Genomic DNA, 14,345 nt, shown 5'->3' with positions numbered 1-14,345 from the left:
CCGCAGTCGGTTGTTACCGGCCGGTTGACCGGACGTCACCGCAGGCCGCAGTATCGGGCGCACAGCGACGGCGCCCACCCCGCGCGCGCCGTCCCGCTCGCCGCGACGGAGGACTGCGCATGGCCCTAGACGCCGACGTCATCGTCATCGGAGCAGGACTCGCCGGACTCGCCGCCACCGCCGAACTCGCCGACGCCGGACGGAAGGTGATCCTGCTCGACCAGGAGCCCGCGGCCTCGCTCGGCGGCCAGGCGCACTGGTCCTTCGGCGGCCTCTTCCTGGTCGACTCGCCCGAGCAGCGCCGGATGCGGATCCGCGACTCGCACGCCCTGGCCCGTCAGGACTGGTTCGGCACCGCCGGCTTCGACCGGCCCGAGGACGCCTGGCCGCGCCGCTGGGCCGAGGCCTACGTCGACTTCGCGGCCGGCGAGAAGCGCTCCTGGCTGCACGGCCTGGGCGTCCGGTTCTTCCCCGTCGTCGGCTGGGCCGAGCGCGGCGGCCTCCTCGCCGACGGCCCGGGCAACTCGGTGCCCCGCTTCCACATCACCTGGGGCACCGGGCCCGGACTGCTGGAGCCCTTCGTCCGCCGGGTCCGCGCCGCCGCCGCCCGCGGGCTGGTCGACCTGCGCTTCCGGCACCGGGTCACCGGCCTGGCCGCCACCGCGGGCGTCACCGACACCGTCACCGGCGAGGTGCTGGTGCCCAGTCCGGCGGCCCGCGGCGAGGCCAGCTCGCGCGAGGCCGCCGGACGGTTCGAACTGCGCGCCCAGGCCGTGATCGTGACCTCCGGCGGCATCGGCGGCAACCACGACCTCGTCCGCAAGGCCTGGCCCGCCCGGCTCGGCACCCCGCCCGCCAAGCTGCTCTCCGGCGTCCCCGCCCACGTCGACGGGCTGATGCTCGGCATCGCCGGCGACGCCGGCGCCAGCCTCATCAACGGCGACCGGATGTGGCACTACACCGAGGGCATCGAGAACTGGGACCCGATCTGGGCCCGGCACGGCATCCGCATCCTGCCCGGCCCGTCCTCGCTCTGGCTGGACGCGCGCGGCAACCGGCTGCCCGTCCCGCTCTTCCCCGGCTTCGACACCCTCGGCACGCTCGACCACATCATGTCCACCGGCTACGGGCACACCTGGTTCGTGCTCAACCAGCGCATCATCGAGAAGGAGTTCACCCTCTCCGGCTCCGAGCAGAACCCGGACCTGACCGGGAAGTCCGTGCGCGGCGTCCTCGGCCGCGCCCTGCCCGGCGCCCCCGGTCCGGTCCGGAGCCACCTGCGGCACGGGCCCGACTTCGTCGTCGCGAGCAACCTCGCCGACCTCGCCCGCGGCATGAACGCCAGGACCCGCGAGGCGCTGATCGACCCCGCCGAACTGCGCCGCACCGTCGAGGCCCGCGACCGGCAGTTCGCCAACCCCTTCGCCAAGGACCTCCAGGTCACCGCCGTCCACGGCGCCCGCCGCTACCTCGGCGACAAGCTGATCCGGGTGGCCCCGCCGCACCGCATCCTCGACCCCGGCGCCGCCCCGCTGATCGCCGTCCGGCTCAACATCCTCACCCGCAAGTCCCTCGGCGGGCTGGAGACCGACCTCTCCGCGCGCGTCCTGCGCCCCGACGGCGAACCCCTCCCGGGCGTCTACGCCGCCGGCGAGGCCGCCGGCTTCGGCGGCGGCGGCGTCCACGGCTACCGCTCCCTGGAGGGCACCTTCCTCGGCGGCTGCCTCTTCTCCGGCCGCACCGCCGGCCGCGCGGCGGCGGAGGCGACGGCGTAGGGGACGGTGGTGGAGGCGGCGGCGTAGGGGGCGGTGGTGGAGGTCGGTGCGTTCGGCCTCAGCGCTCGTCGGTGAGGCCCAGCCGCAGGTGCTCGACGTGGTACACGGCCTGGTCGAGGAGGGCGGCGACGTGGTCGTCGTGCAGGGAGTAGACCACCGAGCGGCCCCGGCGCTCGCCGACGACCAGGCCGAGGTTGCGCAGCAGCCGCAGCTGGTGGGAGCAGGCGGACTGCTCCATGCCCACGGCGTCGGCGAGTTCGGTCGCCGCGCGCGGGCCCTCGCGCAGTTCGGCGAGGATCAGCAGCCGGGACGGGGTGGCCAGCGCCTGGAGGGTGGTCGCGACCTTGGCCGCGTTGGAGGCGTCCAGACGCATCCGCGGTACGGCTTTCTCGGTGGTCGCGTGTCCCATGGGGGCATCCTACGGACCGCCGTCGAACCCCGGCACCCGGCAGTGGTTCTTGGCATGCCAGGTAGGCTGCGCGTGCAGCGTGCCCCGTGACCAGGAGGAGTTCCAGAGCCGATGAGCCGCCGAGACCGGGACCGCAAGCAGGCGGTCGCCTCCCCGGTGACCGTCACCGTCTGCCGGGGCTGCTGCTGCGGCACCGAGGCCAAGCACCCGGGGGTGGACCACGCCGGGCAGTACGAGCGGCTGCGGGCCGCGGTGGGTGCGGCGGGCCGGGTCCGCGCGGTCAAGTGCCTGGACGTGTGCACCCAGTCCAACGTGGTGGTGGTCGGCCCCTCCGGGGAGGGGCGGGCGGCGGGTGGGCGTCCGGTCTGGCTGGGCTTCGTGCTGGCGGACGACATGATCGACGAGATAGCCGCCTGGGTGCACGCGGGCGGCCCCGGGCTGGCCGACCCGCCCGGACTGCTCGACCTCCAGCTGATCTCGGTGTCCCGCCGGGTCCGCGAGGGCCTGGCGGAGTAGCGGACGGTGGAGCCGATCCGTCCTCATCACGGTTGGGACGCAGCGGGGTTGGCCGATCCGGCGGCCGAGCAGGATCCGCTGGACGCCGCCCTCGGCGGTCCCACTAGCATGACCGGTGGCTGCCAGCGGTTCCGCCCAGGGAGGACGACGATGACGACGGTCTGCCGCATCTGCGCGGGCACCGGCCGGACCGCCGGTCTCAGTTGCCGGACCTGTCAGGGCACCGGGACCACCGAGGTGGGCGGTGGGGGCGGAAACTGCTTCCTCTGCGACGGCACCGGGGTGTACGTCCGCTACCGGGTGGACGCGACCGGCGCCAAGCACGCCTACCGGGACGAGATCTGCCGCACCTGCGACGGCACCGGCAACCGGTCCCCCTCCACCTGGGACGAGCCCTCCGGCTGAGCGCCCCGTCCGCGGCGGCGCCGACGGTGGCTCAGGCCGTGCCGCCGGCGGGGGCCATGATCCGGGGTCGGCCCGGTGCGGGCGCGTTTCTTTACCTGATCATGGTCGAACATTGGTGTTCGAATGGGCGGCGCGCTGCGGCCCGTTCACCCCGCGTCCGTGTGCGGTCAACGCGCCGCTGGAAGAGTCCCGCGCATGGATATCCCTCACATGGGCGTACCGGCCAAGCTCGCCGACCGCATGAGCACGGCCGAGCAGCACGAGTACCTGCGGGCCCGCTTCTCCCGCCGCCGGATGCTGCGCGCCGGCGCCGTGACCGTCGGCGCCGTCGCCGTCGGCGGCGCGCTGGGCAGCGGAACGGCCTTCGCCGCGCCGGCGAGCCCGCAGCTGCTGACCGGTGCCACGACGGCCGGCGTCGACGGTTCGCTGGTCGCGCCGATCGGGCGCCACCTCCAGTTCGGCCCCGAGCCCGACACCCAGTTCCGCATCTCCTGGCAGGTCCCGGCGCCGGTCAAGAAGCCGTTCCTGCGCTTCGGCAAGACCCCGTGGGAGCTCAGCCACAAGCTCCAGGCCGAGGTCCGCACCCTGCACACCCCGGCGCTGAGCCCGAACAGCCAGCCGGTGGACCAGTACTACCTGCACGTGGCGCTGGAGGACCTGCACCCCGACACCACCTACTACTACGGTGTCGGCCACGAGGGCTTCGACCCGGCCTCGCAGCAGCAGATCTCCACCCTGCACACCTTCCGCACCGCGCCCTCCCGCGACCACCGCTGGGGCAAGGTCTACGAGCCGTTCACCTTCACCGCCTTCGGCGACCAGGGCGTCAGCTCGCACGCGGCCGGCAACGACCACGTCATCCTGGCCCAGAAGCCGTCCTTCCACCTGCACGCCGGCGACATCTGCTACGCCGACCCGGCGGGCTCCGGCACGGACCCCGACAAGTCCGTGTACAACGCCAGGACCTGGGACGACTTCCTGGTCCAGACCGAGACGGTCGCGGCGACCGTGCCGTGGATGGTCGCCTACGGCAACCACGACATCGAGGCCTGGTACTCGCCCAACGGGTACGGCGGCGAGAACACCCGCTTCTTCCTCCCGGACAACGGCCCGGACCCGCGCAAGGTCCCCGGCGTCTACACCTTCCGTTACAAGAACGTCGGCGTCATCTCGCTCGACGCCAACGACGTCTCCTACGAGATCCCGGCCAACCTGGGGATCTCGGCGAACAAGCAGACCAAGTGGCTGGAGCGCACCCTCAAGGACCTGCGCAACGACGAGACGATCGACTTCGTCGTGGTCTTCTTCCACCACTGCGCCTTCTCCACCACCGTCGCGCACGCCTCCGAGGGCGGCGTCCGCGAGGCCTGGGTGCCGCTGTTCGAGAAGTTCCGGGTGGACCTGGTCATCAACGGCCACAACCACATCTACGAGCGCACCGACGCGATCCTCGGCAACAAGGTCTCGAAGCAGGTGCCGAGCGGCGCCACCATCGAGCCGGCGAAGGACGGCGTCGTCTACGTGACCGCGGGCGCGGCCGGCCGCAGCCTGTACAAGTTCGACGTGCCGGACACCTACGAGGGGCACGAGAACCACCAGGACGAGGTGAAGACCTACTACTGGGGGAAGGGCAAGGTGAAGGTCCCCGAGACCATCCAGTGGTCGCGGGTGCGCTACACCGGCTACTCCTTCATCAAGGTCGACGTCACCCCGGCCCACCTGGGCCAGAAGTCGTCCATGAAGGTGACCGCGCTGGCCGAGGACGGCACGCAGATCGACAACTACACGATCCTGCGCAAGGTCGGCGAGGGCTGGGACTCGGACCACGACGACGACGGTCAGGGCGGCGGCTGGGGCTGGTAGTCCCCGAACCGGCTTGCCGGGCCCCGGCGTCGAGGAGTCCGCACCTCGACGCCGGGGCCCCGTGCGTGGAGAACCCCGTGCGTGGAGGGCCCAGTGCGCTCAGCGCCGGGGCCCGTACATGATCACCGCGACCCCGGCCAGGCAGACCAGCGCGCCCACCACGTCGTAGCGGGTCGGCCGGAAGCCGTCCACGACCACGCCCCAGAGCAGCGACCCGGCGACGAACACCCCGCCGTACGCGGCCAGCACCCGGCCGAAGTGGCTGTCCGGCTGGAGCGCCGCGACGAAGCCGTACCCGCCGAGCACCACCACCCCCAGCCCGGCCAGCCACCACGGCCGCTGCTCGCGCACGCTCTGCCAGATCAGCCAGCAGCCGCCGATCTCGGCGAGGGCGGCGACGACGAACAGGGCGACGGAACGCAGGACGGTCATGACCGGCAAGCCTAGGCGTCAGGACTGGCGGTACGTCGCGAGGAAGCGCCCGATGCGGTTGATGGCCGTCTCCAGGTCGTCGGCGCGGGGCAGGGTGACGAAGCGGAAGTGGTCCGGGCGGGGCCAGTTGAAGCCGGTGCCCTGGACGACGTGGATCTTCTCGCGGAGCAGCAGGTCCAGCACGAACTGCTCGTCGTCGACGATCCGGTGCACCGCCGGGTCGAGCCGGGCGAAGGCGTACAGGGCGCCCTTGGGCTTGACGCAGCTGACGCCGGGGATCTCGTTGAGGGCCCTGAAGGCGACGTCGCGCTGTTCGGTGAGCCGGCCGCCGGGCAGCACCAGGTCGTTGATGGACTGGTGGCCGCCGAGCGCGGCCTGGACGGCGAACTGGGCGGGCACGTTGGGGCACAGCCGCATGCCGGAGAGCATGGTCAGGCCCTCCAGGTAGTCGGCGGCGTGCTGCTTGGGCCCGGAGACGACCAGCCAGCCGCTGCGGAAGCCGGCCACCCGGTAGGCCTTGGAGAGGCCGTTGAAGGTGAGGGTGAGGACGTCGTCGGCGAGGGCGGCGAGGCAGTGGTGCTCGGTGTCGTCGTAGAGGATCTTGTCGTAGATCTCGTCGGCCAGGACCATCAGCTGGTGGCGGCGGGCCAGGTCGAGGATGCCCTCCAGCAGTTCCTTCGGGTAGACCGCGCCTGTGGGGTTGTTGGGGTTGATGACGACGATGGCCTTGGTGCGGGCGGTGATCTTGGCGGCGATGTCGTCGAGGTCCGGGTACCAGTCGGCCTGCTCGTCGCACAGGTAGTGCACGGCCTTGCCGCCAGCCAGCCGGACCACGGCCGTCCACAGCGGGTAGTCCGGCATCGGGACGAGCACCTCGTCGCCGTCGTCGACGAGCGCGGTGACGGCCATCTGGATCAGCTCGGAGGCGCCGTTGCCGAGGTAGACGTCGTTGACGCCGACTCCGGTCACGCCGCGCTGCTGGTAGTACTGCACCACCGCGCGGCGGGCGGGCAGGATGCCGCGCGAGTCGCTGTAGCCGTGCGCCTTGGGCAGGTTGCGGATGATGTCCTGGATGATCTCCTCGGGCGCCTCGAAGCCGAACGGGGCCGGGTTGCCGGTGTTCAGCCGCAGCACGCTGTGCCCGGCCTCCTCCAGGGCGTTGGCCTGGTCGACCACCGGGCCGCGGATCTCGTAGCACACGTTGTTCAGCTTGCTGGACTGCCGAAACTCCACTTGCGGCCTCCCGACCGTCACCACCGCATCGTTGCTGATGCTTTGTTCTACCAAGTTGGCACTTGGAAAGTCCAACCTTTTGGCTATGCTGATCCGCATGTCACGCCGAAGCTACGACCAGTACTGCGCCGTCGCCCGCGCCCTGGACGCGGTGGGGGAGCGCTGGAGCCTCCTGATCGTCCGTGAACTCCTCGGCGGCCCGCGCCGCTACACCGATCTGCACGCCGACCTGCCCGGCGTCTCCACCGACATCCTCGCCGCCCGGCTCAAGCAGCTGGAGGGCGACGGCCTGGCCCTGCGCCGCCGGCTCGAACGGCCCGCCAACGCCACGGTCTACGAGCTCACCGAACGCGGCCGCGAACTGCGCCCGGTGATCGAGGCGCTGGGGGAGTGGGGCCTGCCCGCCCTCGGCGAGCAGCGGCCCACCGACGCCGTCCGCGAGCACTGGTTCACCCCCCGCACGGCGGACGACGGGGCGCCCGTCGCGGGTTAGGCGCAGATGCCGGTGTCGGTGCCGGGGTCCGATGCCGGTGCCCGGACCGGCCGCGCGTAGCATCGTCGGGCCACGGAGCCATCGGAGGAGAGCGGAGACCGCCCGTGCCCACCACCTACCGCAGTTACGTCGCCGTCGGGGACTCCTTCACCGAGGGCATGTGCGACGACCTGCTGCCCGACGGCCACTACCGGGGCTGGGCCGACCGGGTCGCCGACGCGCTCGCCGCTGAGGCCGGCGCTGACGGCGGCGACGGCGGGTTCCGCTACGCGAACCTCGCCGTCCGCGGCAAGCTCATCGGCCAGATCCACGACGAGCAGCTCCCCGCCGCCACCGCGATGGGCGCCGACCTGGTGACCCTCGTCGGCGGCCTCAACGACGCGCTGCGCCCCGGCTGCGACATCGCCCGGGTCGAGCGGCTGCTCGGCCGCTGCGCCGAGGAACTGCGCGCCACCGGCGCCACCGTGGTGCTGTTCACCAGCACCGACCCGACCCGCAGGATGGCGGGCAGCGCCCGGCTGCTCCCGGCCATCCTGCGGATGAAGGCCTTCGTGCACGAGCTCGGCCAGGACGAGGGCGTCGCCGTCGTCGACCTGTTCGCCGCTCCCTGCTTCGACGACCGCCGGCTCTGGGGCGAGGACCGCCTGCACCTGTCGCCCGAGGGCCACCGCCGGGTCGCCGAAGGGGTGTTGGAGGCGCTCGGCCGCCCCGCCGCCTTCGACTGGCGTGCCCCGCTGCCGCCCGCCGCCCCGCCCGGCCGGGCCGAGCGGCTGCGCGCCGACGCCCGTTGGCTGGGCGGTCACCTGGGGCCGTGGATCGGCCGCCGGCTCACCGGGCGCTCCTCCGGCGACGGCCGGCCGCCGAAGCGGGCCGAGCTGCTGCCCTACTCGGCTCCGGACCCGGCTCCGGCTGCGGGCGCGGCGGCGGGCACGGCCGCGGGCTCGTAGACCAGGCTCGCCATCGAGGAGCGGGTGGTCCAGCCGAGCGAGGTGTAGAGCGCCCGGCCGTCCGGGGTGCCGACCAGGACGGCGGTGTCGGCGCCCGCCTCGTGCCCGGCGCTCTGGAGGGTCCGCATCACCAGGGCGCCCAGGCCCCGGCGCCGGTGCTCGGGCGCGGTCAGGATCTGGTCCGGGACGGCCACGGGGCCGGCCAGGCCCGCCTGGCCGCGCGCGGCGAGGTGTCCGGCCTCGGTGCGGACCAGGGTCCGGACGGTCCCGCCCCGGGTCCAGGTGGTCACCGTGTAGCCGGCCGGCACCTCGGGCCGCTCGGCGCTCAGCGGGAGGGTCATCAGGTACCCCGGCTGGTCGAGCCGCCACTGCGGGCCCAGCCAGGGCCGGGCGACGGCGTCCTCGATGAACAGCTTCAGCCAGGTGCCCGGTGCGGTGGTGGCCTCGGCGATCTTGCGGACGTCGGGCTCGGCCGGCTCGGGCAGCACGTGCCGGGCGACGTGGCCGACCACGCCGACGTCGATCGTCCAGCCCCACGGCTCGTCCACCGCTTCGGCCGCGCCGCGCGAGACGCTCCAGCCGGCGATCCACATCCGGACGAGTTCGTTGATGCTCGGGTCCTGCACTCCTACCCCCGTATGCCATATGCGATGGGCGCGCACCTCGTAATAGGTGCACTGCCAGTTGACACCTTACCGATGGTGGGGCGGGTGTGGCCAGTGCCCAGTAGGCTTGGCAGTTCGACGCACCGGACGGCCGGTGCCCACGCTGGAAGGACCACGCGACGTGCGCGAGACCGAGCCGCCGCAGCACCCCACGGCGGCTCAGCCGACCGAGCTGCGCTCCGACTGCACCAGCTGCTTCGGCCTCTGCTGCGTCGCCCTGCCCTTCGGCGCCGGCACGGACTTCGCCGTCGACAAGGCCGCCGGCAGCGCGTGCCGCAACCTGCAGACCGACTTCACCTGCGGCATCCACGAACGCCTCCGCGACCGGGGCTTCCAGGGCTGCACCGTCTACGACTGCTTCGGCGCCGGGCAGCGCGTCTCCCAGGTCACCTTCGGCGGCCGCAGCTGGCGCGAGGCACCGGCCGACGCCAAGCCCATGTACGACGTCTTCCCGGTGGTGCGCCAGCTCCACGAACTGCTCTGGTACCTCACCGAGGCGCTCGGCTACGCCCCCGCCCGCCCGGTCCACGCCGACCTGCGGCAGGCCCTGGAGGAGACCGACCGGCTCGCCGGCGGCACCCCCGAGGAGATCCTCGCCGTCGACGTCCCCGCCCACCGGCAGCGGGTCAGCGACCTGCTGCTGCGCGCCAGCGAACTCGTCCGCGCCGCCGTCCCCCGCCGCCGTGAACACCGCGGCGCCGACCTCTTCGGCGCCCGTCTGCGCGGCGCCGACCTGCGCGGGGCCAACCTGCGCGGCGCCCTGCTCGTCGCCGCCGACCTCAGCGGCGCCGATCTGCGCCTCGCCGACCTCGTCGGCGCCGACCTGCGCGACGCCGACCTCTCCGGCGCCGACCTCACCGAGGCCCTCTTCCTCACCCAGGCCCAGCTGAACGCGGCCCGCGGCGACGCCACCACCCGCCTGCCGGGTATCCTCACCCGGCCCACCCACTGGCCCGCCACGGCCTCCGCCCCGGTGGCCTCCGCCCCGGTGGCCGCCGCCACCGGCGCGCGCGGCCCCCGCAAGCCGCGCAGCGGCGGCCGTCCGGGCGGCCCGCGCCGCCGCTAGCGGCCGCCCGCCGCGACGACCGGGCCCGCCCGGCAGGTGTCTGCCGGACGGGCCCGGTGCCGTCCGCGGACGGCTCGGTGCCTGGTGCTAACAGCTGTGCGCGGCGTCGGGGCGCTTCGCCGCGATGTACGGCTTGCCCATGTGCGCCACGACGTCGGCCGGGCAGGTCTTGATCCAGTTGGTGCCCGCGGCGTGGTTCTTGACCTTGGCGTCGCTGCAGTACTCGACGCGGTCTGCGGTCTTGAAGCACTGGTAGCCGGGGTACCCCGCCGCCGAGGCGGTGTTGACGCCGGCGAACAGGCCGGCCGCGGCCAGCAGGGCGACGGGCAGAACGGAACGCATCCTCATGGTTTTCTCCCGTTGGTTCGTCTGGGCAGTGGCCCGATCCTGGCAGCGCGGCGGAGGCGGGGGCAACGCGGCATGACATGTTTAGGTCAACCTTTGTTCGAGTGAACTCCCTTTATCTTCCTGGCCGTTGACGGTCCGTCGGGTGATGTCAGGCGGTGAGCAGGCGGGAGCGGAGGGCGGCTGTCCGGGCGGGGGAGAAGCCGAGGGTGCCGGTGGCGTAGCCCTCGACCGAGCCGTGGCGGGCGGTCAGGTCGGCGAGGGCGAGGCGGATGACCGTCTCGGGGGCGCGTCCGTAGCCGGGCCAGCGGAGGGTGCGGCCGGGATGGGCGGCGTGCCATTCGGCGACGAGGTGCGGAGTGGCCAGCTCGGTGAGGGCGAAGTCGGCGGCGACGTCGTCCTCGGAGACGCCGAGCAGGGTGAGGACCAGGGCGGCGATGAGCCCGGTGCGGTCCTTGCCGGAGGCGCAGTGGAAGACCACGGGCTTCTCGGCGGCGGCGATCACCTCCAGGGTCTCGCGGATCTCCTCCACCCCGTCCTCGGTGACCTCGGCGAAGCGGTCGGCGAGGTAGCGCCAGGGGTCGACGTCCGGGTCGATCTCGGCCTGGTCGTAGGTGCGGTGCTCGATCGAGAGGTTGTGGTAGACGAGCCCTTCGTAGTCGGGCACCCGGCCCTTGGCGGCGATCTCCCAGGGGTAGCGGAGGTCGATCACGGTGCGCACGCCGAGGGCCTGGAGCCGGTCGAGGTCGGCGGGCGAGGTGAGCTTGCCGAGCGAGTCGGAGCGGTAGAGCAGGCCCCGGCGGACGGACCGGCCGTCGGCGGCGGGGTGGCCGCCCAGGTCGCGGAAGTTGTGCAGCCGTTCGAAGGTTAGCTGACGCGTTGTCATGCGCGGCACTCTAACCAGTGGGGCCCCGGTGCCCGGTGGGGCCTCCACGCCGGGTGGGGCCTCAGCGCCCGGTGGGGCCCGGGTGCCCGGCGCCTTCGTAGCCGGCGGTGAGGAGTTCGAAGGCGCGGTCGGCGTTGGTGGTGGCCTCGAAGTGGAGTTCGTCGGCGGTCCGGCCGTCGTCCCGGATCCGGTGCCAGTTGTGTTCGGCGAGGACCCGCTGGGTGGCGGTGACCTGGGCGGCGAGGAGGGGGGCGGTGAGGCGCCGGGGCGGGGCCAGGTCGGGGGCCTCGTGCAACGCCCGGGCGAGGGACTGTTCGGCGCGGGCGAGGTATTCGGCGCCCCGGGCCTTCAGGCTCGGCGTGGAGTACACCAGATCGCTGAACGCCAGGACCCGGGGGTCGTCGTTGAGCCCGGTGATGGGGTCGCGCCGGGCGAGCCCGTCCAGGAAGTCCCGGTGCAGGGCGGCCAGCACCGTTTCGCCGGCCGCCCGGCCGCGGACCACGCCGGCGGCCTGGTCCTGGTGGTCGGCGAAGCGGTGGACGACCAGGTCCTCCTTGGTGGAGAAGTAGCTGAACAGCGTCGGCTTCGACACCTCGGCGGCGGCCGCGACGTCCGCCACCGAGACCGGGTCGAAGCCGTGCTCCAGGAAGAGCGCGATCGCGGCCTCGGAGATCGACCGTCGCGTCCGTTCCTTCTTCCGTTCCCGCAGTCCGCTCATGGCGTCAGGCTAGCAGCAGGTCTTGACCTGGGCAGATTTCTGACCCGGTATGATATTTACCCCGGCTGGGGTGCCGCCTGCTGCCCGCCATCTGCTGCTCGGGAGCTCGGGAGCTCGGGAGCTCAGGAGCTCAGCGAGTCCAGGATGCGGCGGATCGACTCCACCACCGGGGCGCCGGCGGCGGCGAGGGCGGCGACGCCGGAGATGTTGCGCAGGGCGCGGCGCAGGGTGGCGGGCGGGGTGGCCTGCCCGCCGCCCAGGTCCGCCAGCGACTCGTCCAGCACCTCGCGGTCCTCGGCCGGCACCTGCTCGCGCAACTGGCGTATGGCGGCGATGAGTTCGCGCATCGCGGCCTGCGGGTCGGCCGGGCCCTGGTGCTTGATGATGCCGATGTTGTGGTCGCCGTGCTGGGTGACCGAGTCCCCGAAGTGGATGCCGCCGCTCACAGACTGACCTTCTTTCCGGTGTTGTGGTCGCCGTACTGGTTGATCTGGTCGCCGATGTGGACGTTCTCCACCTGGAGCGCGAACTCGGCCAGCGGGTTGTCGATCGCTTCCATGATCAGCTGGATCAGGTTGCCGACCTGCTGGGCGTCGTGGCTGACCACCGCCGTGTTCGAGGAGCTGGAGGTCTCGATGATCAGCTGGTAGACCGTGCGCATCTGCAGCCGCTTGACCAGCCGGTAGAGGCTGGCCGCGAAGAGCGCGAGCGCCACCAGGCCGATCACGTTCTTGGTCGTCTCCTGGTTCGCGCCGCGCCCGAGCAGCGAACCGAGGAGGGCGGTGGCCACCAGCAGGCCGATCACCTGCCGGGCGAACCGGATGATCACCCGCGTGCGCTTGGGCGGCAGCAGCTGGAACCGCCGGGCCCGGGCGATGTTGTGGAGCGGATAGGCGTCGCCGCCCACCCACAGCACCCGCCGGCTGACTCTGACGTCGATCACACTGCTTCTGCGTGCCAAGTCGTCCCCCTACCCGTAGTGGCGGGGAGAACCATAGCAACGGCCGCCGACGGTGCCGACGGGAGTGCCGCCCCGCTGGTCAGGCGGCGGTGCGCGGTCAGCATCAGGGCCCGGTCGGCAGCGGGGCCGGTCAGGTGCTGCGGTCGGCGAGCACCTCGCGGACGACGTGACGGGCGTTGGCGGTGAGGCCCGGATTGGTGTGACGGTAGTAGGGGATCGTCACCAGCGCGATGGAGAAGGCCCAGGCACGGCCGCGGGCCCACGTGGCGTCATCGGCGTGGAGTGCGGCGCGGAAGGCGGGGCGGGCCGAGGCGGGCAGCAGGTTCCAGGCGACGATCAGGTCGGCGGTGGGGTCGCCGACGCCCATCAGGCCGAAGTCGAGGACGGCGCCGAGCCGGCCGGACCGGTCGAGCAGGAGGTTCCCGGGGGTGAGGTCGCCGTGCATCCAGGAGGGCGGGCCGGCGTACTCGGAGAGGCGAAGCGCCTTGTCCCACAGGGCGGTTGCGGCGTGGGTGTCGACCGCTCCGGCGAGTTGGGCGATGGCCGCGCGGGTGGCGCCGTCGCGGGAGGCGAGCGGGACGCTGCGGTGGCCCGCCGGGCCGCCGGCCGGGTTGACGGCGCGCAGGGCGTTGACGAAGGCGGCGAGGTCACGGGCGAGCGCGCCGGGAGCGGCGAGGGCGCCGACGACCGGGTTGGCGCCCTCGAACCAGCGGAGCACCGACCACTCCCAGGGGTAGCCGGCGGCGGGCCGGCCGACCGCGACCGGGGCGGGTATCGGCCGCGGCAGTCGGGGGGCCAGCGCGGGCAGCCACTGCTTCTCGCGGCGGACGTCCCCGGCCGCCCATTCCACCCGGGGGAGCCGGACGGCGAGTTCGGGCCCGAGGCGGAACATCGCGTTGTCCGTCCCGGTGGAGGGGACCGGCGTGACCGGCAGCCCGACCCAGTCCGGGAACTGGGCGGAGATCAACCGTCGTACCAGGGCCGCGTCGATGACCAGTCCGTCGGGGTGCATCCGGGTGGCAGCGCACATGCCCGGCAGCGTACAGCGCGGATCGGTGCCCTTCAGCGGATTCCCGGAATGCGTACGGCCGGCCTCAGCTCAGCGTGACCCGCACGCCGATCGTCCCGCCCCTGCCGAAGCGCAGCACGTTCGCGGTCAGCGCGATCGCGCACAGCAGCCCGTACTTGCGGCGCAGCAGCTTCCGGTAGGCGGGCGCGCGGCCGGGGTCGAGGACGGCGGTGGCCGGGACCTGCTCGCCGAGCAGGGTGCCGCGGATGTCGCTCGGCCCGACCAGTACGTCGGAGCGGTTGCGCAGCCGCTTGACCTTGCCGGTGCGGGTGACGGTGGTGAAGACCAGCGCGTCGCCGTCGCGCGCCACCCAGACCGGGGTGGGTACGGGGGTGCCGTTCTTGCGGTGGGTGGTGAACAGCAGGTACTTGGCGGCGGCGAGTTCGCTCAGCCGGGCGGCGGCGTCCGGCGCGCGGGAGGCGTCCAGTGCGGGGGAGGTGTCCATGCGCGTCAGCGTAGGAAGGCGCAACGGGGCACTGCTTGAGTCTGGTTGGGGCCGCGGGCGGAGGGCGCCACGCCCGGGCGCCCCGGGCGCGGCCGGGAGCTGTCCCCGGTACCTGCC

The 14,345-nt window shown here is 73.1% G+C and carries 17 protein-coding genes and 1 pseudogene; 7 read left to right on the top strand and 11 right to left on the bottom strand.

The window, feature by feature from the left end; translation table 11 throughout:
- Positions 1-119: 119 nt before the first annotated feature.
- Positions 120-1,775 carry an FAD-binding dehydrogenase gene (locus tag AB0O82_RS16105; RefSeq protein WP_363584046.1) on the top strand — a complete coding sequence of 552 codons (1,656 nt, stop codon included), beginning with the start codon at positions 120-122 and terminating at the stop codon, positions 1,773-1,775.
- Between the two features lie 58 nt (positions 1,776-1,833).
- Here the strand turns inward: AB0O82_RS16105 and AB0O82_RS16100 are convergent, their stop codons facing one another.
- Positions 1,834-2,184, bottom strand: a complete 351-nt coding sequence (locus AB0O82_RS16100) for a metalloregulator ArsR/SmtB family transcription factor (RefSeq protein WP_063347062.1) — start codon at positions 2,182-2,184, stop codon at positions 1,834-1,836.
- 111 nt (positions 2,185-2,295) lie between these two features.
- Here AB0O82_RS16100 and AB0O82_RS16095 point away from each other — a divergent pair, with 111 nt between their 5' ends.
- The 3 genes from AB0O82_RS16095 to AB0O82_RS16085 all read left to right on the top strand — a co-directional run bounded on the left by AB0O82_RS16095 (position 2,296) and on the right by AB0O82_RS16085 (position 4,968).
- Positions 2,296-2,700 (top strand): (2Fe-2S) ferredoxin domain-containing protein, encoded by a 405-nt coding sequence (locus tag AB0O82_RS16095; protein WP_363584044.1) that lies wholly within the window; start codon positions 2,296-2,298, stop codon positions 2,698-2,700.
- Between the two features lie 150 nt (positions 2,701-2,850).
- Positions 2,851-3,105, top strand: coding sequence for a hypothetical protein (locus AB0O82_RS16090; protein ID WP_063347060.1), 255 nt, complete (start codon positions 2,851-2,853; stop codon positions 3,103-3,105).
- Between the two features lie 195 nt (positions 3,106-3,300).
- Positions 3,301-4,968 carry a metallophosphoesterase family protein gene (locus AB0O82_RS16085; protein ID WP_363371094.1) on the top strand — a complete coding sequence of 556 codons (1,668 nt, stop codon included), beginning with the start codon at positions 3,301-3,303 and terminating at the stop codon, positions 4,966-4,968.
- Between the two features lie 99 nt (positions 4,969-5,067).
- Here AB0O82_RS16085 and AB0O82_RS16080 read toward each other — a convergent pair whose 3' ends face one another.
- On the bottom strand, positions 5,068-5,400 hold the full coding sequence (locus AB0O82_RS16080; protein ID WP_063347058.1) for a YnfA family protein: 333 nt from the start codon (positions 5,398-5,400) through the stop codon (positions 5,068-5,070).
- Between the two features lie 18 nt (positions 5,401-5,418).
- Positions 5,419-6,633: a pyridoxal phosphate-dependent aminotransferase gene (locus AB0O82_RS16075; RefSeq protein WP_350886403.1), complete on the bottom strand. Its 1,215-nt coding sequence runs from the start codon at positions 6,631-6,633 to the stop codon at positions 5,419-5,421.
- 97 nt (positions 6,634-6,730) lie between these two features.
- On the opposite strand from AB0O82_RS16075, the pseudogene AB0O82_RS16070 reads away from it, so the two are divergent.
- Both AB0O82_RS16070 and AB0O82_RS16065 read left to right on the top strand, forming a co-directional pair.
- Positions 6,731-7,084, top strand: a pseudogene (locus AB0O82_RS16070) (helix-turn-helix domain-containing protein); the annotation flags it as partial.
- 146 nt (positions 7,085-7,230) lie between these two features.
- Positions 7,231-8,073, top strand: a complete 843-nt coding sequence (locus AB0O82_RS16065) for an SGNH/GDSL hydrolase family protein (RefSeq protein ID WP_363584042.1) — start codon at positions 7,231-7,233, stop codon at positions 8,071-8,073.
- Here the strand turns inward: AB0O82_RS16065 and AB0O82_RS16060 are convergent.
- Positions 8,010-8,699: a GNAT family N-acetyltransferase gene (locus AB0O82_RS16060; protein WP_363584040.1), complete on the bottom strand. Its 690-nt coding sequence runs from the start codon at positions 8,697-8,699 to the stop codon at positions 8,010-8,012. The genes AB0O82_RS16065 and AB0O82_RS16060 overlap by 64 nt on opposite strands.
- Before the next feature lie 160 nt (positions 8,700-8,859).
- On the opposite strand from AB0O82_RS16060, the gene AB0O82_RS16055 reads away from it, so the two are divergent.
- A complete protein-coding gene (locus tag AB0O82_RS16055; protein ID WP_363584038.1) occupies positions 8,860-9,804 on the top strand; it encodes a pentapeptide repeat-containing protein in 945 nt (314 codons plus the stop codon).
- An 87-nt stretch (positions 9,805-9,891) separates the two neighbouring features.
- On the opposite strand, the gene AB0O82_RS16050 is transcribed toward AB0O82_RS16055, so the two are convergent.
- The 7 genes from AB0O82_RS16050 to AB0O82_RS16020 form a co-directional block, all read right to left on the bottom strand.
- Positions 9,892-10,152: a hypothetical protein gene (locus AB0O82_RS16050; RefSeq protein WP_363584037.1), complete on the bottom strand. Its 261-nt coding sequence runs from the start codon at positions 10,150-10,152 to the stop codon at positions 9,892-9,894.
- A gap of 148 nt (positions 10,153-10,300) precedes the next feature.
- Positions 10,301-11,035, bottom strand: a complete 735-nt coding sequence (locus tag AB0O82_RS16045) for a tyrosine-protein phosphatase (RefSeq protein WP_363584035.1) — start codon at positions 11,033-11,035, stop codon at positions 10,301-10,303.
- Positions 11,036-11,096: 61 nt separating this feature from the next.
- Positions 11,097-11,753 (bottom strand): TetR family transcriptional regulator, encoded by a 657-nt coding sequence (locus AB0O82_RS16040; RefSeq protein ID WP_363584033.1) that lies wholly within the window; start codon positions 11,751-11,753, stop codon positions 11,097-11,099.
- Positions 11,754-11,875: 122 nt separating this feature from the next.
- Positions 11,876-12,199 (bottom strand): hypothetical protein, encoded by a 324-nt coding sequence (locus AB0O82_RS16035; protein WP_363584031.1) that lies wholly within the window; start codon positions 12,197-12,199, stop codon positions 11,876-11,878.
- On the bottom strand, positions 12,196-12,696 hold the full coding sequence (locus AB0O82_RS16030) for a DUF6232 family protein (RefSeq protein ID WP_363584029.1): 501 nt from the start codon (positions 12,694-12,696) through the stop codon (positions 12,196-12,198). Before AB0O82_RS16030 ends, AB0O82_RS16035 begins: the two co-directional genes overlap by 4 nt.
- Before the next feature lie 148 nt (positions 12,697-12,844).
- Positions 12,845-13,744 (bottom strand): aminoglycoside phosphotransferase family protein, encoded by a 900-nt coding sequence (locus AB0O82_RS16025; protein WP_363584027.1) that lies wholly within the window; start codon positions 13,742-13,744, stop codon positions 12,845-12,847.
- Positions 13,745-13,808: 64 nt separating this feature from the next.
- Positions 13,809-14,228 (bottom strand): PPOX class F420-dependent oxidoreductase, encoded by a 420-nt coding sequence (locus tag AB0O82_RS16020; RefSeq protein WP_363584025.1) that lies wholly within the window; start codon positions 14,226-14,228, stop codon positions 13,809-13,811.
- Positions 14,229-14,345: the final 117 nt, after the last annotated feature.

Origin of the sequence: Kitasatospora sp. NPDC088264, from assembly GCF_040685715.1 — a bacterium.
Lineage (GTDB): Bacteria > Actinomycetota > Actinomycetes > Streptomycetales > Streptomycetaceae > Kitasatospora.
Note: the sequence above shows the minus strand (reverse complement) of the source record. Positions and strands in the feature narration are given on the sequence as shown.

Excerpts from the sequence above, each read along its gene's own strand:
- AB0O82_RS16090 (WP_063347060.1), top strand. The coding sequence starts at position 2,851 with ATGACGACGGTCTGCCGCATCTGCGCGGGCACCGGCCGGACCGCCGGT.
- AB0O82_RS16095 (WP_363584044.1), top strand. The coding sequence starts at position 2,296 with ATGAGCCGCCGAGACCGGGACCGCAAGCAGGCGGTCGCCTCCCCGGTG.
- AB0O82_RS16100 (WP_063347062.1), bottom strand. The coding sequence starts at position 2,184 with ATGGGACACGCGACCACCGAGAAAGCCGTACCGCGGATGCGTCTGGAC.
- AB0O82_RS16105 (WP_363584046.1), top strand. The coding sequence starts at position 120 with ATGGCCCTAGACGCCGACGTCATCGTCATCGGAGCAGGACTCGCCGGA.
- AB0O82_RS16020 (WP_363584025.1), bottom strand. The coding sequence starts at position 14,228 with ATGGACACCTCCCCCGCACTGGACGCCTCCCGCGCGCCGGACGCCGCC.
- AB0O82_RS16040 (WP_363584033.1), bottom strand. The coding sequence starts at position 11,753 with ATGAGCGGACTGCGGGAACGGAAGAAGGAACGGACGCGACGGTCGATC.
- AB0O82_RS16080 (WP_063347058.1), bottom strand. The coding sequence starts at position 5,400 with ATGACCGTCCTGCGTTCCGTCGCCCTGTTCGTCGTCGCCGCCCTCGCC.
- AB0O82_RS16045 (WP_363584035.1), bottom strand. The coding sequence starts at position 11,035 with ATGACAACGCGTCAGCTAACCTTCGAACGGCTGCACAACTTCCGCGAC.
- AB0O82_RS16085 (WP_363371094.1), top strand. The coding sequence starts at position 3,301 with ATGGATATCCCTCACATGGGCGTACCGGCCAAGCTCGCCGACCGCATG.
- AB0O82_RS16025 (WP_363584027.1), bottom strand. The coding sequence starts at position 13,744 with ATGTGCGCTGCCACCCGGATGCACCCCGACGGACTGGTCATCGACGCG.
- AB0O82_RS16050 (WP_363584037.1), bottom strand. The coding sequence starts at position 10,152 with ATGAGGATGCGTTCCGTTCTGCCCGTCGCCCTGCTGGCCGCGGCCGGC.